Annotated in this window: 21 protein-coding genes; 10 read left to right on the top strand and 11 right to left on the bottom strand. The window is 47.8% G+C overall.

The annotated features are described in order from the left end of the window. Positions 1-108: 108 nt before the first annotated feature. The 5 genes from J4E58_RS19610 to J4E58_RS19590 form a co-directional block, all read right to left on the bottom strand. Positions 109-939, bottom strand: a complete 831-nt coding sequence (locus J4E58_RS19610; protein WP_143481923.1) for a putative adhesin — start codon at positions 937-939, stop codon at positions 109-111. 11 nt (positions 940-950) lie between these two features. Next, entirely contained in the window at positions 951-2,024 is a 1,074-nt protein-coding gene (locus J4E58_RS19605) for a fimbrial protein (protein WP_087092636.1), read from the bottom strand. A gap of 151 nt (positions 2,025-2,175) precedes the next feature. Next, the gene (locus J4E58_RS19600) at positions 2,176-4,731 is read right to left on the bottom strand and encodes a fimbria/pilus outer membrane usher protein (protein ID WP_256583191.1); all 2,556 of its coding nucleotides are present in this window, start codon (positions 4,729-4,731) and stop codon (positions 2,176-2,178) included. Between the two features lie 33 nt (positions 4,732-4,764). Continuing rightward, a complete protein-coding gene (locus J4E58_RS19595) occupies positions 4,765-5,505 on the bottom strand; it encodes a molecular chaperone (RefSeq protein WP_087092638.1) in 741 nt (246 codons plus the stop codon). Between the two features lie 84 nt (positions 5,506-5,589). Further along, positions 5,590-6,138 (bottom strand): fimbrial protein, encoded by a 549-nt coding sequence (locus tag J4E58_RS19590; protein ID WP_087092639.1) that lies wholly within the window; start codon positions 6,136-6,138, stop codon positions 5,590-5,592. 627 nt (positions 6,139-6,765) lie between these two features. Here J4E58_RS19590 and J4E58_RS19585 point away from each other — a divergent pair. Both J4E58_RS19585 and J4E58_RS19580 read left to right on the top strand, forming a co-directional pair. Then, a complete protein-coding gene (locus tag J4E58_RS19585; RefSeq protein ID WP_087092721.1) occupies positions 6,766-7,383 on the top strand; it encodes a response regulator transcription factor in 618 nt (205 codons plus the stop codon). After that, entirely contained in the window at positions 7,380-11,042 is a 3,663-nt protein-coding gene (locus J4E58_RS19580; RefSeq protein WP_087092640.1) for a transporter substrate-binding domain-containing protein, read from the top strand. The genes J4E58_RS19585 and J4E58_RS19580 overlap by 4 nt, the downstream gene beginning before the upstream one ends. A gap of 14 nt (positions 11,043-11,056) precedes the next feature. On the opposite strand, the gene J4E58_RS19575 is transcribed toward J4E58_RS19580, so the two are convergent. The 6 genes from J4E58_RS19575 to J4E58_RS19550 form a co-directional block, all read right to left on the bottom strand. Beyond that, positions 11,057-12,544, bottom strand: a complete 1,488-nt coding sequence (locus J4E58_RS19575) for an EAL domain-containing protein (RefSeq protein ID WP_404943270.1) — start codon at positions 12,542-12,544, stop codon at positions 11,057-11,059. Positions 12,545-12,873: 329 nt separating this feature from the next. After that, positions 12,874-13,536, bottom strand: coding sequence for a hypothetical protein (locus tag J4E58_RS19570; protein WP_143481924.1), 663 nt, complete (start codon positions 13,534-13,536; stop codon positions 12,874-12,876). A 463-nt stretch (positions 13,537-13,999) separates the two neighbouring features. Then, a complete protein-coding gene (locus tag J4E58_RS19565) occupies positions 14,000-14,401 on the bottom strand; it encodes a DUF2570 domain-containing protein (RefSeq protein ID WP_087092642.1) in 402 nt (133 codons plus the stop codon). Then, the gene (locus J4E58_RS19560; RefSeq protein WP_087092643.1) at positions 14,398-14,865 is read right to left on the bottom strand and encodes a lysozyme; all 468 of its coding nucleotides are present in this window, start codon (positions 14,863-14,865) and stop codon (positions 14,398-14,400) included. Before J4E58_RS19560 ends, J4E58_RS19565 begins: the two co-directional genes overlap by 4 nt. A 5-nt stretch (positions 14,866-14,870) precedes the next feature. After that, complete coding sequence (locus J4E58_RS19555) at positions 14,871-15,188, bottom strand: phage holin family protein (RefSeq protein ID WP_087092644.1); 318 nt, start codon at positions 15,186-15,188, stop codon at positions 14,871-14,873. Positions 15,189-15,436: 248 nt separating this feature from the next. Beyond that, positions 15,437-16,063 carry a winged helix-turn-helix domain-containing protein gene (locus tag J4E58_RS19550; RefSeq protein ID WP_087092645.1) on the bottom strand — a complete coding sequence of 209 codons (627 nt, stop codon included), beginning with the start codon at positions 16,061-16,063 and terminating at the stop codon, positions 15,437-15,439. Positions 16,064-16,363: 300 nt separating this feature from the next. Between J4E58_RS19550 and J4E58_RS19545 the strand changes: the two genes are divergently transcribed. The 8 genes from J4E58_RS19545 to J4E58_RS19510 all read left to right on the top strand — a co-directional run bounded on the left by J4E58_RS19545 (position 16,364) and on the right by J4E58_RS19510 (position 23,597). Next, positions 16,364-16,813: a phage tail protein gene (locus tag J4E58_RS19545; RefSeq protein ID WP_087092646.1), complete on the top strand. Its 450-nt coding sequence runs from the start codon at positions 16,364-16,366 to the stop codon at positions 16,811-16,813. 71 nt (positions 16,814-16,884) lie between these two features. After that, positions 16,885-17,940 (top strand): phage tail sheath C-terminal domain-containing protein, encoded by a 1,056-nt coding sequence (locus J4E58_RS19540; RefSeq protein ID WP_087092647.1) that lies wholly within the window; start codon positions 16,885-16,887, stop codon positions 17,938-17,940. A 57-nt stretch (positions 17,941-17,997) separates the two neighbouring features. Continuing rightward, positions 17,998-19,380, top strand: coding sequence for a phage tail sheath C-terminal domain-containing protein (locus J4E58_RS19535; RefSeq protein WP_087092648.1), 1,383 nt, complete (start codon positions 17,998-18,000; stop codon positions 19,378-19,380). 69 nt (positions 19,381-19,449) lie between these two features. Further along, positions 19,450-20,700: a phage tail sheath C-terminal domain-containing protein gene (locus tag J4E58_RS19530; RefSeq protein WP_087092649.1), complete on the top strand. Its 1,251-nt coding sequence runs from the start codon at positions 19,450-19,452 to the stop codon at positions 20,698-20,700. Then, positions 20,700-21,170: a phage tail protein gene (locus J4E58_RS19525; RefSeq protein ID WP_087092650.1), complete on the top strand. Its 471-nt coding sequence runs from the start codon at positions 20,700-20,702 to the stop codon at positions 21,168-21,170. Before J4E58_RS19530 ends, J4E58_RS19525 begins: the two co-directional genes overlap by 1 nt. Continuing rightward, on the top strand, positions 21,167-21,343 hold the full coding sequence (locus J4E58_RS19520) for a DUF5908 family protein (RefSeq protein ID WP_156376432.1): 177 nt from the start codon (positions 21,167-21,169) through the stop codon (positions 21,341-21,343). The genes J4E58_RS19525 and J4E58_RS19520 overlap by 4 nt, the downstream gene beginning before the upstream one ends. Beyond that, positions 21,343-22,017: a hypothetical protein gene (locus J4E58_RS19515; RefSeq protein WP_087092651.1), complete on the top strand. Its 675-nt coding sequence runs from the start codon at positions 21,343-21,345 to the stop codon at positions 22,015-22,017. The genes J4E58_RS19520 and J4E58_RS19515 overlap by 1 nt, the downstream gene beginning before the upstream one ends. Further along, positions 22,014-23,597 carry a phage baseplate assembly protein V gene (locus J4E58_RS19510; RefSeq protein ID WP_087092652.1) on the top strand — a complete coding sequence of 528 codons (1,584 nt, stop codon included), beginning with the start codon at positions 22,014-22,016 and terminating at the stop codon, positions 23,595-23,597. The genes J4E58_RS19515 and J4E58_RS19510 overlap by 4 nt, the downstream gene beginning before the upstream one ends. Positions 23,598-23,616 lie beyond the last annotated feature (19 nt).

Genomic DNA, 23,616 nt, shown 5'->3' with positions numbered 1-23,616 from the left:
ACGATACTATCCCATTCCCTAAAAATATTCCGGATGCCGACTTGTCGGTGCTGACTGCTTTGATTCCATAGTTGGGTATTGATCTGGCCATTGATTAACGGCAGGTAGTCATTTATGAATTCGGCCCAATTGGGGGGGGGGCTGGAGCTTCGGCATTTGTTTGGGCAGATATTCACCGCTCTCGATGAAGCGATCTGAATAATCATAGTGATCAAGTTTTGTAAGAATCTCGCCCTGGGCTTTACTTTCAAGAGTAATGCGCGAGCTTTCGGTGCACTCGTTAGTAGGAAAGGCAAAGCGGATTGCTGAAAGGCTGCGTGGAAAATGGGGCCTATGGAGCGCCGCTGGGCTTTTGGCTACGGTGCAAATACTCATTAGTTGCTGTCGCGACGTGTGCGTCCTCTGTATAGGAAGTGGTGATGAAGCCACTGGAGCGATATGGGTTTCTGGCTTTGAATCGAGCAGGAAATTGCGACAGAAAACGCAGTGGACCTCTTCGTAGTAGATACCTTCTTTCGCCAATTCGGCAAGCGCGGTTTCTAATGAAAGAAAGCTATTTTTCAGCAGTAGCCCCGGTGCCTTGCGATTGCGTACGGCCAGTACGTCTACGCCCTCTAGTTTGACGCCATAGCTAATTGCAAAATATGAATCTTTACTGTATTTGGACAATAAGTAATTACGTATTGGGTTTTCGGGTTCTCGCCGCTCAAAGGGTGTAACTTCGTTGCGCATGACACTACTCAAACCCGGATCTTGCAGGGTCTTGCCGTCCGGACCATAAAAAAACAGTGAGGTATTGGCTGGGACACGAGTATTCATGCCGGGCACATAGGCCCCGTGGCTTGTTATGATAAGCTTTTTGCTAGGGTTTCCAAGAGTTTTTTGAAAGAGATAGAAGTGCTCTCCGAGTGGAATTATATCAAGTGGGAGTGGTTTCATATTGGGTTTCCTTATTTATATGTTAACGTAAAGTTCGCTGTTGCATTTGCACTGCCTGGCTGTGGTCCGGCCGCGGAACTGCTTGTTTGGATATAACGGGCTTTAAGCGGTACATCGGTTATGCCGTCCTGCAAGCGCACAATAGGGGTGTCTACTCCTAATGTTACTGGAGTCTTACCATCGGCTTGTAGAATTTGCACAGCCAAGCCGGTCGCCGTTGAGTCGCTATTCAGGCTGAGTATGCCTTTGTCGGCGTCCAGTACAGTCGAGCCCTTCGCGCCTTCGAATCGAATATTGGCGTTGCTGGTCTGGAAGAAGTTCCATGGCTGGTCGGTTGGATAAGACCCTGACACGCAGTCGGTCAATTGAATGTTAAATCCTGCAGCGTCCGAGGTGCTCCCTTTACCGTTAAAATGACGTTTTTCTATAGTGCCCATTGATACTTTGATCTGTGTGCCGACACCCTTAGGTAGTGTGCATTCAGAGCGAGTGATGCTGCCGTCGAGAAAGAGCTGATCTATTGGTCCAGAGATGTCGCTGGCGTACAGAGAGCTAAGTAGTTGATGACTGAAGTCCTGACTGCCAGTGGTGATTTCTCCAATCTTTACTAACGTGACCCAATAAGCTGATCTGAAGAACCTGCCTCTTTGTGAGGTCGGACCGAGGGTTATAGTGTAAGGTACATACGGGTAGCTTCCGGTGATTTCCCAGTTATAGGAAGGTTCCTCAGTTCTAACAATGACGCCAATTCCCGAGATGTTGGTTCCCATTAACGAGCCTGATGCAAGAGTTGTGCCGGCAACAGGGATGTCGCTGATTATTTTATTTGCAGTTGAGAATTGAATGTTATCTCCAGGTGCTCTGCAGACAAAGGTATTTTTCCAGTCGCGTGAAACATAATATTCTCTAGTGCCGATTACTGAGCCGATCGGTGCGTCACGTGGAATATATATATTGCCAAAGTTTATTGTCGTTGTGCCTCTAGTGAAGCCAGCATCCAAGATGCATTTGGCATAAGCATTAAATGCTAAAAAACTACTGCTTAGTAGGGTTATAAGAGTGAGTTTTATTCTAAATGGCAGCATGTGAAGTCGTCTCCAAATAAAAACTGTGTAGATATAATTATTTTAAGTGGGGAAATATGCTTTTCATAAGCTTGAAAGATTTTGAATGGGCTTCGGTTGAGCCTTTCATGTTAAATGTCGATCATCCGGTAATTGCAATTAGGGTAAAAGGTCAGTGGTCTATCCGGCATATAGCATCCATCACTCGATAGCCGTCTTTGCTTGGCGTCTTGTCGATATCCACTTGGACTTCACACTGCTGCCTCTGGCCTTTGCCCCACTTCATGGTGAAAGTCTTGCCGCTGCCCACCGAAAGCAGAACTCGTCCGGCCTGCCCGACAACCCCTGCATCTATGCCTTTCTCGTTATACACAGTCGTGCCGAATGGCAGCAGCGAACCATCTAGCAAACGTATATTGAGCAGAGCTTTCTCCGATCGGCTGGCCGTAAAAGATACCTTGACCACCGCACCGCGACGCGGCACCACATTCGTCACGCCTTCGAGGATATCGACACTGCTTTCCAGTTCACTGGTGTCCACCGCTACCCGGTTTCTGCGATAAGGCGTCAAGTACGGCACTACTGCGTAGCCTTTTTTGTTGGTCAAAGTACCAGGAGCATTGAGCAGGCCGACATTTGGGGTGTCCTTGACATTCACCAGGGCGACGGTTTCCCCCAGGTTTTGGCCAAACTCAATGCCGTCACTGTGGGCCAATACAGAGCCGGAGGTGCTGATCGAGCTTTGTTTATAGCCTGGACCGGTACTGACCCCGGCACCCAGTTGAGCGAATGGAGCGAGATAGGCGATTTGTGCTGAGCCAGTGTTGCCGCGACTGCGTGCGCGGTTGGTATCGATGCTGTAGCTCAGGTTGCCATTGTTGCCACTCAAGCCCGCTCGCTGATCGAGCGTACCATCGGTATTGCGGGTAAGGCTGAAGGTGCCGGTATTGCGTTGACCCAAAGGCATCGACAGGGTGAGCACTACCTGGTTGGTCTCACCAAAACTGTCCACCAGTGTTTTGCTGGCATACGCGCCCAAGGTTATGCCTTTGTATTGGGTGTTGAAGCCTAGTTGCATCTGTTTCTGTTCATGGGAGGTGCCCCAGTAATCCTGTTGGCTGACGTTTAGATACAGGGAGCCAATGTTGCCCAGCGTTTGGTTGATGCTGGCTTCGATCCTGCTGCGTTTGGATATATTCGTGTAAGCATTGATTTGCTGTTGCTCCACCGCTTCGCCGAAGTCGCGATAGCCTTCGGTGGAGTAGCGATATCCGGCGAAACGCACAAAGGTTCCGCTATCGAATGCCTTGCCGTAGCGCAGGGTATAACTCTGCCCGTTTTTCGTAGTGTTCCTGGTAGCCACGTCTTTTGGGAGCTCGGTTTGTGCCTGAGTAACGTCCAGGGAAATTGCTCCGAGGTTACCGAGGCTTTTACCAACACCGAGTACACCGGCGCGATAGAAATCACTGCCCTGCAGGCCGCCGTAGAGGGTTAGGTCGTATGGCAGGCCATAGGCCAGCGAAGCCTCACCGAACATTGGTCGATAGCCGGCACTGGCCGAGTTGTATTGAGCAAGGGTCAAGCTGTAGCGCCAGGTCTTTTCCCGCAGCATGTTGCCAAGGGTGGCGTAAGGTTGGGTGAAACGCCGCTCACGACCATCAGCCTCGGTGATCACCACCTCCAAATCACCGCTACCACTGGCGGTGTTTAAGTCATTGATTTCGAATGCCCCTGGCGCAACATAAGTGGTGTATAGCGAATAGCCATTTTGCCTGACTTCGACTTTTGCCTGGGTCTCAGCGATACCCCGAATAATTGGCGCATACCCCTGCATCGAGTCCGGCAACATGGCCATATCCGATGCCAATTGCATCCCGCGAAACGGCACGCTGTCGAACATATCGCCGGGAGTGAAGCTTTCACCTAGCGACAATGTACCCTTGATGCTGGTGAGGTCCCGTTGTGCGTAAGTATTGCTGCGTTGCCAGAGGCTTGAACCTTGGCTGTCCTGACGGAATGAGGAACTGGAACGAAAGCGCCAGTCCCCAAGATTGAAACCGCCGTTGGCATATAGGCTGGTTTGGCTGCTGCTACCTCGCGTGTTGCTTCTGGTTTGGGCTGTAGAGAACTGGTAATTGAGTATCCCCGCATTGATACCGCGATCCCATTCTTCAGGCGAGACATAACCGGCGGCGTCCCGACGCAAAGCGATTTGCGGCACGCTGATATCCAGCGCCAGGCGGTGAGGGTCAAAACTCACTGAGGCGTCTTTGATCAGGGCTTCGAGGTCGACGCATTCAGGCAGAAATTCACCTGGCTTGATGAAGGCCTCTAGCTTGACCCCGAGTTCTTTGAGGAGTGCTGGCGACAAACATGGCCGCACATCGCCGCTTTTCGGGTCTTTGGCTAGCGTCATGTCTCGACGGTCGAAAAAACTCTGGTTCAAGCGAATCGTGACAGAGTAGGTGCCGGGAGCAATGCTGCTGTTGGCGATGGCATCCAGGTCCAGCTTGGGACTAGTGGAAGTTGCGCCAAGTGATTGCATGAAGTCCGAATCGAACTTGGCTGGTTCTCTCGCATATGCTCCCGTAGCAAGTAGTGCCGTTATGACGCTGGCACACAGGTGGGTCGGGGTAAAAGAGGGTGTCGTGAGCCTGATTACCGAAACAACGACTCGCATAACAATACTCAAAACGAAGCCCACCTTGAACGCGGTGAGCTGATTCACTGAGAAGGTCGAAATGGCGTAGTAGAAGGTGCTTTACGGAGCGGAAGTAAGCGGTACATGCAGTGGTTTGCTATAACCGCCGTAGTCGTTGATCGCGGAAAAGATCACTTCACCCTTATTGTTCTTGAAGCCAGGCAATGGGTAGCTTTGGCTTTTCATCGGGGCGACCATCTTGGGTTCGAGCACTTCGATCTTCTGCTGGCCGGCAACGACTTGCACGCCTATGAATGACACATGGAACGGTGAAGGATTATTCACCTGAAGGAAGGTTTTGCCTTGCTTATAAACCAGGCTCCAGCGCAACTCTGGAAGCGCATCCATGGACGAGCCCTGGAGCTTTGGGGGGCGATAGAAGAGTTTGATTCGCGTACGCAAAGCGACTTTCAAGGTGTTCCCGTGTTCTGTACCGGCAACGGGAATTTCCTGGGCATTGAAATAAAATACTGACTCTCGATCTTCTGGTAAGGCACCTGGTACTTTACGGATGCGTACGATTTGCTCTTTGCGTGGGTCTAGGCGGAACAGTGGTGGTGTGGCCATGAACGGTGTCGGAGTACTGTTGTCATCGGTTTCGGTGTTAACCCAGGCCTGCACCGCATAAGGCTGTCCAGTGGTATTACTGACAGTGATAGACGCATCACGCTTACTACCGTCATACACTATTCGTGTACCACCGAGCATGACGCCGGCTTGACTGAGACTGCTGAACAACGACGTACTTAGCAGCAATACCAACGCTGGCCTGCCTAAGGAAAATAGGGTGGTAAGTTTCATTTGACTATTCTCTGTCGCTCTCGGCGTAACGCCGAAGGTAATGTGATGGCAGTCTGAGTGCTGCCATCAACAAGACTTAAAGGGTTACTGGTAGTCGACGGTGAACGAAGCTTTGGCGTTGGCAGACCCTGCTGTAGCTGTGCCGGTGGCAATGTAGTTGGTGGTGAAGCGCAGAGGTTGGGTCAGATCCAAATATGGCTCGGAGGCCAGGCCCAGTTGAACGTCCTTACCGGTAGCGTCTTTAATCTGCAAGGCAACGTTGTTGGCTTCTTTGCCACCATCCTTAGTGATGCCGATCCATTGACCGCTGGAGCCGGCGCTACCGCTTAGGCTCTGGAATCTAACCACTGCCTTCTTACCGGTCACGCTGCACCCTGGTGCTGTTGTGTCGATGGTCATCGTGAATGCACCACCGCCTGCAATATCGCCAGAATTGGCCAAGGAGGTGGCGGGCACAGTGCCAAGGCCTACATCACCAGCCACACTACCGTTCAGGTCTTTGACAACCACTGGGCAAGTGTTGTCGGAAACACTCCCGATGAAATTGATTTGGCCATCAGCGGCTATGGCCGCTTCGGAGCTCGCGGCAAGAATAAGTGCGGTACATAGGGGCTTGAGAGAGTTTTTTCTCATAACGTTATCCAAATTGTGAAATGTTCTGAAATCTGTTGGGCTTTAATCGCTTGATAAATTGCATTCCGCATAGGACCGCATGTTTCAAGGAGGGGTAATTGTCGTAAGGAGCTCGAATAGATTCAGTGGGGCTTTTCTCTGTCTAGCTGAGGAATGCTCTATAGATAGTTGCAGAAATTTCCTCAACAAAAAATGGCCTGGAAAAATACTTCTTGCTTAGGGGGCAGAGTTTTAGTAGGTAAGAAAGTCTCTGGTTTGGAGTTTATGTGCTGATAAGTTATAAGTTTTTGTCGGGCCGAGTCAGGGGGTGTATATTGAAAAAGAATCGCCTCCTAGTGAGTGTCGAGATGGCGAGGTACGCTACAAGAAGCAGAGTGAATGTTCTTGCGGTATATGAAGGTGTTAACTGACTATACGGTGGAGTATTATTAAGCGTGAGCGGAGCCGTGCATGAATTAAGATGGAGAGAAAGAGATTTTTATTAGTCAATGAAGTAAGGTTTTAATTTTAGGGCTTGTCAGTTCAAAGAAAGGCTGGAAGATGTCGATCTGCCCCCCCCTTAGGAAAATCAGTAACACTTTCAATTGGGCGCCAGAGCTGTGCGTGTCAGTTGTATGGGAGCGCAAAATGAGAGATGTATTGATTGTTGATGATCATCCAGCCATACGAATGGCGGTTAGGATGGTATTGGAGCAGAATGGGTATTTGGTTGTTGGCGAAACAGATAATGGTGTTGATGCCCTCAGAATGAATCGCGAGCTAGTTCCTCAGCTGATGATTCTAGATATAGGCATTCCAAATCTGGATGGCCTGGCTGTTATTGAAAGGGTGAAAGCTCAAGGCGCAAACGTCAAAATTTTGGTATTGACCGCTCAGCCCGCAGCTATTTTTCTACCACGTTGTATCCGGGTCGGTGCTGCAGGGTTTGTTTGTAAAACCGGGGGTATGCATGAGTTGGTCGGCGCATTGGCTGCGATGAAAGCAGGGTATACTTGCTTTCCAGATCTGCCATTTGAAAATGTACTTGATAATAGTGCTAATAGTGGCGCCTGCAATAGGCTCACTGATCGAGAAATTGAAGTTCTCCGGCAGTTGGCTTCTGGAACCTCGAACAAGGAAATAGCCGAAGCCATGAGTTTGAGCAATAAAACTATCAGTAGCTATAAGTTTCGGATTATGGATAAACTAAAAGTGAATAACCTGATTGACTTGGTCGAGGTCGCAAAGCGAGATGGTATAATATGAACAACAAGCGCTTACGGAATAGCATCTTGTCGTTGTCGTTGTCGTTGTCGTGTGTTGTGAGTCATTCAAAGGCTGAGGGATTAAGTTATAAGGAGTTGCAGGTATCGGGAAGATCTTCAGCGAAGATTGAAGTTGATTTGTCAGCTAGTGATAGGCTCTGGCTAAGCCGTAAGAAGAGAATTGTTTTGGGTACTTCATACCCGGACTATCCTCCGTTGAATATGAGCGTTAATGGGGTTTTATACGAGGGGATCACCGCTGATTATGCAGTGCTCATAGCAAAGATGTTAAATGTGGATATTGTCGTTCGACAGTATCGGTCTCGTGATGCAGCAATACAAGCTCTCAAGTTGGGTGAGGTTGACATTCTAGGCGGCGCTAATAATTATGATGCCGCCTATTCTGATGTTGTGTTAAGTAATTCTTACTTAAATGACCAGCCAGTGCTATTCACTCGGGTAGGAGAGAGTCATTTGGTTGACTCCAAACTCGAGGGGAAAAGAGTCGCTATGCTGAACCACTATTTACCTCTAGAGGCTGTATGTCGTTTTTATCCAAAATCAAAATTGGAATTGTTTACTTCGACAAGCAACGCAATTGGAGCGGTAGTTTTTGGTCAGGCAGATGTTTATCTTGGTGATATTGTTAGTAGTAGTTATTTGGCAAGCAATAGCTTCTTTAAAGATATAGAGTCTGCTGGTTTTTCAAAGATGAAGGTTTCGAACTTTTCGTTTGCTTTATTGAGGGGGAGTGAAAGGCTAAAAAGACTTGTCGATCGAGCACTAAAGGCTATTCCATTAAATGAGAAGATGCTTATTATTCGGCGCTGGGATCACAATGGAGTATATTTTTTCGGCGATCAGCGGATTGAGCTTAGTGCGATTGAAAGAGAATGGCTAGGCAAGCACCCGATAGTCAATGTTGCCGTAGATGCTGGGAACGCACCATTTTTATTTAAAAAAGATGGCCTGGTTCAAGGAGTAAGCAAGGACCTACTCAACGAAGTCAGCTTCAAAACAGGAATTAAGTTCAAGTTTGTCTCAGTAGATTCGTGGGAGGATGTGTTACAAAGCCTTGAGTCGGGAAGAGTAGACTTGATCGGGGCTGAATCCTCCGATGAGAAGAGAGAGCTCAATAGGATTTTTAGTCGGCCTTATCTAGTCGATCCTTTGGTTTTGGTTTCAAATGTAAGCAATGTGAATATTAGAACATTAGAGGGGCTTCTTGGGAGGACAGTCGCATCAGTGCGGCATAGGGCAGCAGTTGAGTATGTAAAAAATAAGTACCCAGGTATAAAGTTTGTCGAAGTAGCGTCGACGGCGGAAGCCTTTTCATTGGTTGTACAAAAAAAGGTTGATGCGGCAATAGATTATAGGATGGCGGCTGACTATAAAATATCGAACTCGTACAAGGGGGAGTTGAAAGTTGTCACGGTTTTAGGGGAGGGACCAGAAAGTATTGCATTCGCTATGTCGGATAAATCTAAAATATTGGGATCGATTTTAGATAAGGTAATAGTCAGTCTACCAGCCTCTAAAATAAACTCGATTATTGATTATTGGGTTGCTGATTCTCGGAGGGATTCGGGCTTTTGGGAGAGATATAGAAAGCTGATCATAGAGCTAATTTTTTTATTCGGGTTGTTATTAGCAATCTCTATTGCTTGGGCCGTCTATTTCAGATGCCAAGTGATTAGGCGTATAGCGGTAGAGAAAGAGTTATGTGATCAGTTGAAGCTTATGCAGGATTTAATTGATGGAACGCCAAATCCTATCTATGTAAGAGACAGAGCTGGGCGGTTGGTAATATGCAATATGTCTTATCTGGAGTCATTGTCGGTTGACAGAACCAATGTAGTTGGCAGACGCCTTACAGAAGTCACGGGTGTGAATAAGGAGGAAGCAGCCAAGTATGAGGCTGATTATAAGCGCGTGATGAAAGATCAAGTGCCTCTCGTGTCCGACCGCAGTATTTACGTGCCCACAAAAGATCAGGTACTTGACATATATCAGTGGATCTTGCCATATCATGACTCCGAAGGGATTGTTAAAGGCATAATTGGTGGGTGGATAGATATAACAGACAGAAAAAAAATGGAAGAAAACTTGCGTTTCGCAAAAGATCAAGCCGACTTGGCCAGTCGTGCCAAGACTACGTTTCTAGCTACCATGAGTCATGAAATAAGAACCCCGCTTAATGCTGTAATCGGAATGTTGGAAATGTCGTTAAGGAAAGCTGATCAGGGAGAGTTTGACCGCGTGGCCCTTGAAGTCGCTTACGATTCCGCGAATGGTCTGCTGGGGTTGATTGGGGACATATTGGATGTGGTTCGCATCGAGTCTGGCCTCATGGAGTTGTGTCCCGCACGGACCAATCTAAGAGGCTTGATTGAGTCGGTAGTTGGGGTTTTTGACGGTCTGGCCCGGCAAAAAGGGATCCAGTTGCTATTCGATACTGATCCTACGCTACAGACTGATGTTCTTATCGATGCTCTTAGGTTCAAACAGATTATCTCTAATCTCCTGAGCAATGCGATCAAGTTTACTGAGCATGGCAAGGTTGAGATCCTGCTTGATGTCATACCCTCTAAAGATAAAAGCATTAATGAAATCTGTATAAAACTGACTATATGTGATACAGGCGTTGGAATCTCTGCTGAGGACCAATTGAAATTGTTCTCTGCATTTTCTCAAGTACATGGCTCGGAAAGAGCTAGGAAAGATGGAGCGGGTCTTGGGTTAATGATCAGTCGTACTCTCTGCGAAATAATGGGAGGAACGCTGATTTTAACAAGTACCTTGGGTATTGGCACAAGCGTAGAAATTTCTCTGGATTTGACGACTCTGGATCCATTGCCGATTGTAGCTGTCCCTGATGTGGACAACAAAATTGCAACCACTCAAAAGCTGAAAGTATTGATTGTTGATGACCATATGGCAAATTTGTTGCTGCTAAACCGGCAACTTGAATATCTTGGTTGTTTTGTAAGCCAGGCTGACAATGCTGAAAGAGCATTGAGTATCTGGCGGTCAAGCCACTTTGATGTTGTTATTACGGACTGCAGCATGCCGAATATGAGCGGTTATGAATTGGCTAAAGCTATTCGTGATGATGAAGTATGCCGTGCTTTAGCTCCTTGTACCATTTTTGGTTTTACAGCAAATGCGCAAACTGAAGAGAAGGAGCGTTGTTTGCTGTCTGGTATGAATGATTGTTTGTTTAAACCGATCAGTCTTTCAGATTTAAGTCAAAAACTACTGGCGGTACAAAGTATTTCGGGTTCTGATCAGGGGGAGGGAGGTGAGACAGCGGAGGTCATAAATTTAAATGGAATCAAGCACCTGTTGAGCGACGACCCAGGAATGGTGGCGAGCCTTCTGGAAAGTCTGGCTAGTTATAATGAGAAGGACTTGGCTATATTGCATGGGCTAACAGAGTCCTTCGATTATCCTTCAATAGTTTGTTTGGCCCATAAAATAAAAGGGGGGGCAACTATTGTAACTGCTACCGAGTTAATAAAATGTTGCCAGGAACTGGAAAGTGCTTGTGCGCAGAGTCAATCCTTGCCAGCTGTTGAAAAACTGATTTTGAAAATTGAAGAGCATATTGTTGCAGTTAATGAAGTACTTACCCTCACTGCGAGGCATCTAAGGGGTTGATGAATCGCGAATACTTAATTTACTGTGCCTGTTTGGTTGAGTTTTTCAATGAATATATCAAGGGGCAAAGGGCGGCTATACAAATATCCTTGCAAGTATTTGACTTTTCGCTCTTTTAGGTACTTCTGTTGCTCTGGTGTTTCTATTCCCTCTGCAACGACTGAGAGATTTATTTTTTCTGATAACTCCAAGATGCTTTCAATTATGTGCGTTGATAACGAATCCATCCCGATCATCGATACAAAACTTCTGTCTATTTTAAGATAGTCAACCTTGAATTTTCTAAGGTAGTCAAGGCTAGAGTGCCCGGTCCCAAAGTCATCTAATGCAATTTTTACTCCTGCGCTGTTAAGCCTGTCAAACAGCTCATAGGTGGTTGCGCCTGGCTCAATGATTTCGCGCTCGGTGATTTCTAACACTAGGGTAATCGAATCCTTGGGGAAGGCGTTTAAAAAAAGTTGGCAGTCATGAATCAACTCAAGATCGTGGCAGTGACGGTTGCTTATGTTGAAACCAATGTGAAAGCCTTTGCCGAGTTTCTTGCTTATAGGTGCTAATTTTTTAGTGACTTGCATCATTACTGATTGTGTCATAGGAATGATAAGACCTGAATGTTCAGCGTAAGGTATGAATAGATCTGGGTGCACTAAACCATCTCTAGAGTGATTCCAGCGCATCAGCACTTCAGCCCCTATCCAGGTCCCGTCTTCGGCACTAACGATGGGTTGCATATACGGAATGAACTCTCCAGCGCTCAATGCTCTTTTTAGTTCTTGGGAGAGCGGGGAGGCGCGCCCGAGAGTCCAGTAGATGACCCCACCAGTTGATAGGCCAAGGAAGATAAATACTGCAAACAATTCAATATAATTTTTTTCTATATATTTTAAAACTTCCCCATTTTCGAATCCTGAAGCGACACTAAAAGCATACTTCTTTGAGGTGATCTGTGTTTCTGCTACGGGGTACCTTTTGCGCTCTGCGGCAAATACATGGCCATTGGAAGACATCCATTTTGATCCCACGATCAGGACTGGATGACTGCCTTTGCTCCCATACTGAAGTACATCCTTCAAGTAGCGTCCATCAATGACGGCAAGCGCGCCTTTTTCATTTTCGCTCTTTCGGTATGTTAATACTGGGATATCAGGAGTTGCTACATTTCCAGGTGACAAAGAAAGCTGCCCGTTTACATAATCTTTTGAATTAATATGTTCGAAAAAGCTTCCAAATAGTGAGCTGCAGTAAAATTTATCATTCAATGTTACCCCAACTGTTCGAACAAAAAGTCGTTGAGTAGTTTGCTCTCTCAGCAGAAACTGAACATCGTCACAAGAGCTTCCAGCCAGACGATAAGTGTTTGATGTGGCTCCCTCGGCGTTGTCGAGCATAGAGTTGAACTGTTGAATAGCTGCTTTGGCGACCGACTCGGATTGTTGCTCTAATGTTCGATTTGCCAATGAGTAGAGGGTGACTATACCGCAAGCTATTGGAAATAGGCCTATTAAAAGCGATGTGCAGAAATTTAATACAATTTTCTTGTGGTGTTTGAAAAATAAAGAGCATTGCTCTATCCCGAGTGTCATGAGAAGTTAATAGCTATATGCTTGGATCATATGAGTGGCGCACTCATTCGGATATGAGAAATACCTCTCCCATTTGTTTTTGAGAGGTGCATGAGACAATAGAGATAGGTTTAATGGTTGTCAATCTAAACTGAGAGATTTTTCAGGGGGCATGGGGTTTAAGAGGGTTTGGCATGTAAGTTAGAGGTGTCCACTATGAAATAAACTCTTTTTTTAGCGATTTTTATCCAGACACCTCTTCGTGAAAACTATTCTCCGTAGTTTTTAAATTTGTCTTCTGGGAGTAGGTGGCCTACTTTAAGTCGTTGGACTTGTTTGTGGAGGTTTTCGGGTGGCATATAGTGGCCGCTTGAGTTATTCCATGAGATAAGTTTGCCATTTGCAAACTCTATTTCTCCGGCATAATAAACTGCTGCACCTCTGGAGATGGCCGTGTGTCCGCCATTTATGCGCTCCCCCAGCCTAACCTCCCAAGGGCGGCTAATTAGAATAGTATAGCAAAACCAGCCGTCCGCTAGAGAGTTTGAGTCGATGTGATATCGTCCATTTTCGATAGAAAGTGTTTTGTATGCTTCTTTTTTTCTAATATCACCCTTATTTTCAATTGCAGTCATTCCATCTATTACTGGTTCGGGGATGATTGTTAATAAATCATCCATGTGGCTCTCTATCGTTTGTTTGACTTTCTCGGCAGTGCTTTCTGTTTTCTTCGCACGCTGCAGAGTTTCTATGATTCTGAGTTTTGTTTCTACAAAATTCGCCATTTTTTCATTGAATAAATAGCCGTCTTTTTTATTTGTTTCTTCTTTGTAGCGAAACAAAACGTCGCTCATCCACTCTTCTGAGTCATCTTTGTTTGAAGGTCTTGTTTTGGTAGGAGACTCTTCTATAGCATCTTTGGCATGGTACATTATTTGTTCTCTATAAAGTACACTGGCTGTTCAGTGGAGGGCTGATGGAATGGTTTGCGTTTGAGTTTTTCCTAATTGCGCAGATTCAGAATTTTCGCTTTGAAAAGGCCTTGAAGTGGCAAGAGGTTTTTGTAATTGTTGTTGATAATATATTGGCATATTTGCACGTAGAGCTTGTTTTGAGTTGGTAGCAGCTGATACTCAAGAAAGAGGCAGGGTCGGATTAAGGTCGTTTATAGCCTGAGTAAAATACCACCGGCTTACTTTAGTTAGCATCAGACAAGCAACTCCATCAGTACCTTTGGACCTGCTCGGATTTGCTCAGTGGGACGAGCGATAGGTTTCTAACCGCCTGATCCCCTGAATCTGCTGGTTGCAGCGCTCCAGCGCATTGAGCAGTTGCTCATTCAGTATCAGGCTATCTCCGTAGGTCATGGTTGAAGGGATAGTCGGCCCATAGCATTCAACCAGCAGGCTGGCGGGCAGCGGAATTGGAGGCGGTGGTGTGAGTGTGTTCGGCGTGCTGGCGCAACCGCTCAACAACAGCAGCAGGAACAGGCTCCCGAGCGCAGGACTCTTTAACCAGCACGGTTTTAATAATGGATTGCACCTGTTCACTCTGTTGTTGGCGTTGTAGCTTGGCATTTTCAGTCGCCTGAGTAATTTGATCGAAGAAGCGCAGGGTTTTTAGCTGCTGCTCCAGCTGTGCTTGGGCTTCATCCCGCTGTTCTGTCAGATAAAGATTTTCTTGTTGCAGAGTGCGAACATCTGCCTGCTCACAGCGTAGCTGCAGCCATAGTCCGCCGATGACAATGGCTCCTACGCCCAGCAGGGCGCAGGACCAGTTTCGTAATAGCCAGCTCATAGCAGAAATAGCTCGCGCTCGAGCCGTCGGCGGTTAAGTAGGCCGGCAGAGGTGATTTTCTGTCGCGTCTTCGCATCAGTCAGCTTGCACCAGGCTAAAAATTGTTCCGCGGCCTGCAGAACATTTCCTTTATTCAACTCCTTCAGCAGCGTTGATTGGCTAAAGTTAGTGGTACCGATGTTATAGATCAGGGAAACCAAGGCGTCATACTGGTTCTGGGTTAACCCAATAAACTTCACTAAGCGGTTGACATCTTTTTCAAAGGTTAGCAATGAAGTTCTCAGTAAGCGTTCGGCACACTCTTCGTCAATGGCCATACCACGGTTAATAGATTGGCCATTCACCTTTCCTGTCGTGCCATAGCCAATGGTCCAGATCCCGGCACTGTCCTGGTAAGCGCTGAGCTTACAACCTTCAGAAGCCTTAATAGCAGACAGGCCATGTTTGGATAGTGTGTAGGTCATTATGCTTATGACTCCTTTGGCGTATAGCGTTGAATAATCGATAGCAGTTTCTTTTGCAGGGCTTTTAATAGGGCGATACCCAGGGTGCCGGAGATCCCGGCAATACTAAAGGTAATGGGAATGGATAGATGGTTATCCAATGCCAATAGCCCACCCAGGATCCCTGTAAAGCAGGAGACAAAGATTTGAGAAATAAGCAAAGCGCATGACGCTTTTTCATGGGTGTCTCGTATATGAATGATATAGGCCACAATGCCGCTCCAAATGGAAATGGCAAATAACCCAGCGCAGACAATGCTAATGTCATTAAATAAGGAAAGCATTTTGTCACCTCTATATTGTTGGCCTGGGAAAATGTAGAGGCGCGATGTGTGTAGTGGCAATCTATATATTGTATATAATTATTAGTTGGGTGGGCTTTAAGTGCTTCGAGCATTGGGAGGGGAGGTGGTTGAATGAGATGGATGAGCTAACTATGCTTCACCTCACGTGAGGCAAGCTTGTAGATGTCACACGTGCAGCATAGTTTGCTCAGTATTAATGTGGTTTTTCTCGGCAGGTGTCCATAAGGCTAGAAGCTTATAGTCATATGTTCATCGGTATTTTTCTCATTTTTAAAACATAAGTCATATCCATTTATCGTTCTGGTTACGTAAACACTTTCAACCCCATCGACAGGAAGCTGCTCTAAATCAACAAGAAGGGGAGCCTGTGTGATAGATATGAATATCTGGTAAGCATATATAATGCAGAAGCTCAGTGTGATGAAAAAGGCAACACGCCGGACTCTGTGTCGTTTGGATGGCTTATCGGGCGAAGGTGAGGGGAGGAGGGGGAATACGCTCTGTTCAGAGCAACTATCATCCGCCTTTATCTGCTCATCATCCTCTTTAGGCAGAATGAAGCGATAACCTTGGCGATATACGGTATGTATAGCTTCACCCAGCTCACAGTAGCGTAATGTGCGGCGTAGTTTACAGACCAGCTGTAATAGGTTGCTTTCCTCGACGCCATTCTTACGCTCAGGCCAGACTAACTGAATCAATTGTTCGCGACTTAATATGTTCCCTTCTTGTGCATGCTCCCATAGCGCTAGTAGCAGTTGCTTTTCTTTCTCTGTAATTGGGAAGACACTATCTCCATGGGAGATTTTGTTTAGATTGCTGTCTAAAGAAACATTTTTTGTCAGCCTTAACATTACGCAGTCCCTCATTGTTTAGTGTTTGTGCATCCGCTATGAGTAGGTCTGGCCTGGATAGCCTGGACGCGTTGAAAATTTATATGATTCTTGTACTAATGCAAGGAAATTATAGGGTTCAAATAATTGATTTTGTTATGTAATATTGATGATTTTTGTTTTTTTATATTTTTGATTGTGAGCTAATAATTATTATAGGTTTATCACTTTTATTTTCTGCTGGTGGGAAGCATTGTTGCTCCGAAGAGGCAGAAGTCACTGCCTTTTTATTGTAGCAACTCAACTTTTAAAGGAAGTACGATGTCTACGACCACCGATCAAATTGCTGTTCAGTACCCTATTCCAACCTATCGCTTCGCTGTCAGCGTAGGTGATGAAAAGATGTGTTTCCAGAGCGTATCGGGTCTGGATATCAGTCATGACACTATTGAATACCGTGATGGTGGCGGTAACTGGCTGCAAATGCCGGGTCAGCGTCAGCGGCCGACCATTACCCTGAAACGAGGTGTGTTCAAGGGACAATCCAAACTCTATGACTGGATTAATTCCATCTCCCTTAATCAAGTCGAGAAGAAAGATATTTCCATCAGCCTGACCGATGAAACAGGTTCGAATCTGCTGATCACCTGGAATATTTCCAATGCCTTCCCGGACAAGCTCACGGCCCCGAGCTTCGACGCGAGCAGCAACGAAGTTGCGGTGCAGGAAATGAGTCTGAAGGCTGATCGGGTGACCGTTGAGTTTCATTGATTAAGCAGGGTTTAGGGGTGTCAGGTGTTACCTGGCACTTAAGTTTAGGTGGCTCTTAAAAGGATGATGTAATGACAGATGTAAAGTATCCAGGTATTTATGTTGAAGAAAGTGCTGAGCTGTCACTGTCGGTATCGAGCGGTGCAACGGCTGTGCCGGTATTTGCCTGTGAACTTGATACGTTGAAAGGAGCTAAAAAGCTAGACTCGTGGTTGGATTTTATTGCGTGCGTTGGGGCTTTTAGTCCAAAGCATACCCTCCATGTTTCCCTGAAAAGCTATTTTGATAATGGCGGCGGGAGGTGCTACATTGTATATAAAGATGAGCTTTTGCAAGAAGTACCGAAGTTGAGTGAAGCTACAGTGTTGGTGGCCGCCGGTTTGGATATCAAAACGGAAGTTGCTCAGCTATGTCAGGCAGGTAAAGGCTTGTTTGCCATCCTGGACGGCCCAAGTGATGAACTAAAATCCGACGGTACGTCTCGGGATAATTATGATAAAAACCCCTATGCTGCCGTTTATTACCCTTGGTTGACTGCCGATTGGGCGACTGACCCTGCTACTCCCATTCCCCCCAGTGGTGCCATTGCCGGTATTTACTGTTCGGTCGATCGCAGCCGTGGCGTATGGAAAGCTCCAGCCAATGTGGTACTGCAAGGCGGTGTCAAGCCCAAGTACAAAGTAACGGATGACCTGCAGGCCACCTATAACAACGGTAAAGCCATCAATATGATCCGCGAGTTTCCTAATACCGGCACTACGGTATGGGGCGCGCGTACTCTCGAGGACTCTGACAAATGGCGTTATGTCCCGGTTCGCCGGCTGTTTAACAGCGTGGAGCGAGATATTAAAAATGCCATGAGCTTCGCTATGTTTGAACCTAATAGCCAGCCCACCTGGGAACGGGTGCGCAGCGCCATCAACAATTATCTTTACAGCCTTTGGCAACAAGGTGGCCTGGCGGGAACTAAACAGGAGGAGGCTTACTTCATTCAGATTGGTGAAGGTGTCACCATGACCGATGACGATATCAAACAAGGCAAGATGATCATCAAAATCGGCTTGGCGGCAGTGCGCCCGGCAGAGTTTATTATCCTGCAGTTCAGCCAATCGGTCGGCGAGGCCTGATAAACAGTGGTTGCCTGCCAGGGCCGCCAAATATATAAATTGATTTAGGAAACAAGCATGCCTTCTTATGCCACTCCCGGTGTTTACATCGAGGAAGACGCTTCACTGTCGCTGTCGATCAACAACAGCCCAACGGCCATTCCAGTTTTTATTGGCAAATTCCTCAAGAAAGACGGTAGTTCGCCAGCGAAGGGGAGTTGTATTAAAATCTCCAGTTGGTTGGATTTTACCTCGCAATTTTTGCTGTCACCGACAATCTCAGTAACGGCTACGGCCAAAGCTCCGCCAGCTCTTAAAGAGGGTGAATCCGCCTTGAATAAGGCTGATGCGCCATTGCGGGCGGACGCAAAAAATACCTACACTGCCGCCGTAACGTTGCCTTCTAACGGTGCTTTTGCAGTACAGCACTACTTTAATAATGGTGGTGGCGTCTGTTACGTATTGCCGCTGGTTGAGCCTGATAAGGATAAAGCAAAAGATGAACTGGCAACCCTGCCGGGTCTGATCGAACAGCAACAAGAGATTACGTTGCTGGTCTGTCCGGAAACGGATACAACCTTGGTAACATGCACAAAGCAGGATGTCTATAGCGCGCTGAATGATCTATTGCTGAACAAAGTGGATTACTTCCTGATTGCTGATAGCACCAATGGAAGTGATACTCCTTCAACGAACGCAGAAAAGACAGCTGTCTATTACCCTGACTTGCTGACTTCCTTTATTTGCAGTCGCCCTGCGGACGCCAATATTGTCTTGACTGGCTATACGGACTCTAAAGTTACAAACCTGGCTGTACTGCAAACCAATTCAGCTGATGAATATGCGGCTGCGAAAATTGTAGTTGATGCAGCGTGGGCGACAGCTAAGGTACCGACAACAGCTATCACCTTGCCACCGAGCGCGGCCGTTGCCGGTGCTTACGCGGGTACCGATGCCAGCCGAGGTGTATGGAAAGCGCCCGCCAATGTGGCCCTCAACAACGCGACACCGGTAACAGTTGTCACTGATGCTGATCAGGGCACCATGAATGACAAAGGTATTAACGTCATCCGTAACTTTACCGGTAAAGGCACGCTGATCTGGGGCGCCCGTACTCTGGATAAGACGGATGCCTGGCGCTATGTCCCCGTACGTCGTCTGTTCAACAGTGTTGAGCGCGACATTAAGCGCGCCATGCAGCTGGCGGTGTTTGAACCAAACAGCCAACCAACCTGGGAAACCGTACGTAGCGCAATTGACCATTATCTGTATGGCCTGTGGCAACAAGGAGCGTTGTCTGGCAGTAAAGCCAGCGAGGCTTACTTTGTTCATATCGGTAAAGGCGTGACCATGACCGAGGACGATATCAAACAAGGCAAGATGATCGTCAAAGTCGGTATGGCCGCAGTGCGCCCGGCAGAGTTCATTATTCTGCAATTCACCCAGAACGTTGGACAATAAAATTTATCTCTGTGACATGAAATAGCACCTGCGGGTGCTATTTCCCACAATGTATGAGGTGTGATTGTGATGGAGATGAGTTTTCCAGGTATTCAGTTTTCTGACACGCCATTTGGCCAGACGCAATCGGACGTACCCACGGCAGTACCTGTGTTTATCGGATATTGTGAGAAAGGTACGACTAATACGCTCTATCCCATCTCTAACTGGACGGATTACCAGCGACAGCTGGGCGGGGCGGATAAGCGTAGCGGTGCAGCGGTTAAAGGGGCTTTGTATTATGCATTGCAACACTATTTTGATAATGGTGGTGGCCCCTGTTTTGTTTTATGCCTCGGTACTTATAGTGCGATTGACGGTTTGTTACCCGAACAACTGATCACGGCTTTGAAGTCCGAGGCGGTGGCGCAGCTGATTGTTGCTGAGTCGAGAATTACCCTGGTGGCAATGCCGGATCTGCAGTTGCTGGGTGAAGGCGCATCAGTAGCAGTTAATTGGTCAAGCGGCTGGCAGGCGCTGCTGCAGATCTGTCAACGTCGTCGCGGTCTATTTGCTGTATTGGATGCTCCTGAGAGCGTCATCGAGACGAAAAAGTGCCTCGATACCAGTGCCAAATGGGACTCTGGTCAGTGCATGTCCGGCGCGGCCTATTGGCCTCGATTGGCGACCTCATATGTTGCAGAGGATAAGCAGCGGATCAGTGTTCCACCTTCCGCAGCAGTTGCAGCGGTGTTCCAGAAGACCGATCGCGAACAAGGTATCTGGACTGCGCCCGCTAATGCGGCACTGAGTGAAGTGGTCAAGCCCACTCAGGCCTATCAGGACGGCTTATCGCTGTTTGATCGTTCAGGTACATCGCTGAATGTGATTCGTAGCTTTCCGGGCCGTGGTGTGCGGGTATGGGGATCTCGTACCTTGTGTAATGCGAATACCGGTGCGCGAGCTCCGTGGGTTTACATTCAGCGCCGGCGATTGGTTTCTTATATTGAGTCCACGCTAAGCGATATTGCACGTTTTGTAGTGTTTGAGCCCAACAATGAAATCACTTGGTTGAAACTTAAAGGGCAGGCAACGACCTGGCTACGTGAACTATGGCAACAAGGTGCACTTTATGGTCAGCAGGAAAGTGAAGCGTTCAAATTATCCTTGGGTCTGGATGAAACCATGACTCGTGAGGATGTCAATGCAGGTCGCTTGATCATGCGTGTTTCCCTGGCGCTGCTCTCGCCTGCTGAGTTTATTGAGTTGGATCTTCAGTTCACTACCAATGAAAGTAATAGTGATCAAGGGACATTGGCGTTGAATAAAGGGGTGTTCTGATGAGTATAGTTTCCGAGTTGTTCGAACCTTCAGTCTCTCACCGTTTTATGGCGACCTTTTTCTTTGGCGGTATTGTACCCAGTCCAGTGGATATTTATTTTCAACAGATTTCCGGCTTGAGCCGAGAGTTGAATGTTAGTGCTTATCGTGAAGGGGGGGACAATAGTGGAAACCTGTACTTGCCGGAGAATATCCAGCACGGCTCGTTAGTGCTACAGCGAGGGGTGATGGCGGTGACGCCACTTACCTTGAATTTCGATTCAGTGCTCAGTGGTGCCTCGGTGAGTTATTGCAACGTTGTCGTGATGTTGATGAATCATCTTTCCTTGCCGGTATGCAGCTGGACGATCAGTAAAGCGTTACCAGTGAAATGGAGTACCAGTAACCTGGACGCTAACAGCAACAGTATTTTGCTCAATACCCTGGAGCTGCGTTATCGGGATATGCATTGGCTGGGAGTAAAAGCATGACCATCGAAATCAGAGAACTGGTAATTCAGGCTCGGGTGACTTCGCCCGAACACACCACCGCTCCCCTGGTAGCAACCTTGCCCCAGTTGGGGCACCCGGAACGGGCTCGATTGGTTGCGGAAATCACTCGAGCGGTGCTGGAAAAACTGCGCAGCGAGCGGGGGAGTCGCTAATGGGACTCTTGGATGTCGGGCTGGCAAAACTCACCATCACTGCTTTCAGCGACAGGGAGATGAAAAGCAAGGTCGGGGAAATCAAGGCGATGTATAACCCCGCCAGTATTCAATTGAGTTATCACACTGACTTTACCGAAGATTCATTCATTAACCGTGATGCAGACATCAGCAAATACCAGAAGGCTCGCCCGGGGGGCTTGAATCTGGAACTGCTGTTTGATGCCCGTTTACCGGGAAATAACGTTTCGCTGGACAGCCAACTGGCTAACTTGCGCGCGCTCTGTTGCGATGTAGACAGCAAAAATAATGCGCCGCGGTTTTTGCAGGTTAGATGGGGCAAGATGAGTTGGAATGGCAACGGTTATTTTGCCGGGCGTATGGCCAATTTAGTCTTGGGTTATACCTTATTTGATCGTGATGCCACGCCACTGCGGGCCAAAGCAACACTATCGTTGAGAGCGGATAAAAGCCTTGAGGCGCAGTCGCTGTCTTTTGATTCTTCCAAGGCGGACATGAGCATAGTCACTGTGCCGGATGTCAGCCCATTGGCGCTGATTGCCGCTGCCAGTGCAGTGGACTATCTGGCTTTGGCGGTGACCAATGGGCTGGATAATCTGGATGATACTCAACCTGGGGGAACATTAGTGGTGAACCGGGGTGGGGCATCATGAGTTCGCTTAAGGATTTCACGCTGTGGGCAAGCGGGAAACAGCTATCGGTACTAGCAGCTACCTGGGTGGAAATTCATACGGAGGTCAATCATATTCCAAGTGCCCGGCTGGTATTGAGTGTTGCAGATAACGCGCTGGCTAAAGCAGAAGCGGAAGTAGCACTGTGTAAGCCGGGCAGTGAGTTTCGTATTGCTACCCACAAGGGCTCAACCTTGTTCAGCGGTATTCTGGTGCAGCAATCAATGCGACTGCAAAAAGGCAGTTCAGAATTAACGCTGACCATTAAACATCCATTACAGCGCCTGACCGCTTCTTTGCGCAGCCAGGTTTTTATGGATACCAAAGAAGACGCCATTCTGCGCGAGTTGTGTTCGGCGCAAGGTATCACTATCAAAAAGCTGGAGGGCGTCGACGCCACTCATCAGCAGATGGTGCAGTTTGCGTGTTCCGACTGGCAATTTATGACGGCTCGCCTGCGGGCTAACCGGGTTTGGCTGGTACCTGAACGGGATAGTGTCAATGTAATGAAGCCTGCATTAGCCGGGCAAGCAGACCACACGCTGTACAAAAATGGCAAAAAAGGCCCGGGTATCGAGGAGGCCGAGTGGCAGTTTTCCTGCCAGGAGCAACCCAAGAAGTTGACCGTCTGCGCCTGGGATCTGTCGGGACAGGCAATGTCTCGCATTGCTACACCGGCTTCGCTGTCGATCGGGCGTGATGCATTCGATTCCGCAAACTTGGCTGCGCTGAACAGCAGCACCTGGTCGTTGGCCAAGAGTCAACCGCTGACAACTGAAGAGCAGGGCGCATTGGCCAACGCTCGTTGGTTGGCACAACAGGCAGCGGGTATTCAAGGGCGTTTCACCGTAGAGGGAGACACTAAATACCAATTGGGCCAAACCTTGGCGCTATCAGGGTTCGGCGGCTCTTTTGATGGTTCGGCGTTAATTACCGGGGTACAGCACCAGATCAGCAAAGAGCGTTGGCGCACCACGTTGCTGATCGGTCAGCCGCTCTTGCAGGATGTCGATGCGGGAGTGGTCCCCAGAGCCGCGGGTGTGCTGGTTGGTGTGGTGGATAGCTATCAGGAAGACCCAGGCAAGCTCAACCGGCTACGGGTCAAGATCCCTGCATTGATGCAAAACGAAAAACCACTCTGGGCGCGGTTTGCCACGCCTTATGCCAGTCAAGAGAGTGGCTTGTGTTTTTACCCGGAAGCAGGGGATGAGGTGGTTGTCGGATTCTTTGCCGATGATCCCTGTTATCCGGTGATTCTCGGAGCCATGCACAACCCGAAGAATCTCCCCCCGTTCCCACCCAGCGCGGAAAACAATCAAAAAGGGTTGGTGTTCGGCCAGGGCGACAATAAGCAACTCTTGATGTTCGATCGTCAGAAAGGCAGCGCCACTCTACAAGTGCATAAGGACACCTTGACCCTGCATCAAGGTATGCAGCTGACCAGTGAGCAGGATATCGCGCTGTCAGCGCAGAACCTGACACTGAATGCCAAGCAGCAAGTAAAGGCCGAAGGCAACAGTGGCGTACAGGTCAAGGGTGCCAAAGTGGATTTAACCAACTAACCGGCTCCCAGGGTTGTTG

The organism is Pseudomonas sp. FW305-25 (assembly GCF_017351415.1).
GTDB lineage: Bacteria > Pseudomonadota > Gammaproteobacteria > Pseudomonadales > Pseudomonadaceae > Aquipseudomonas > Aquipseudomonas chlororaphis.
This window is presented reverse-complemented; position numbering and strand designations above follow the sequence as displayed.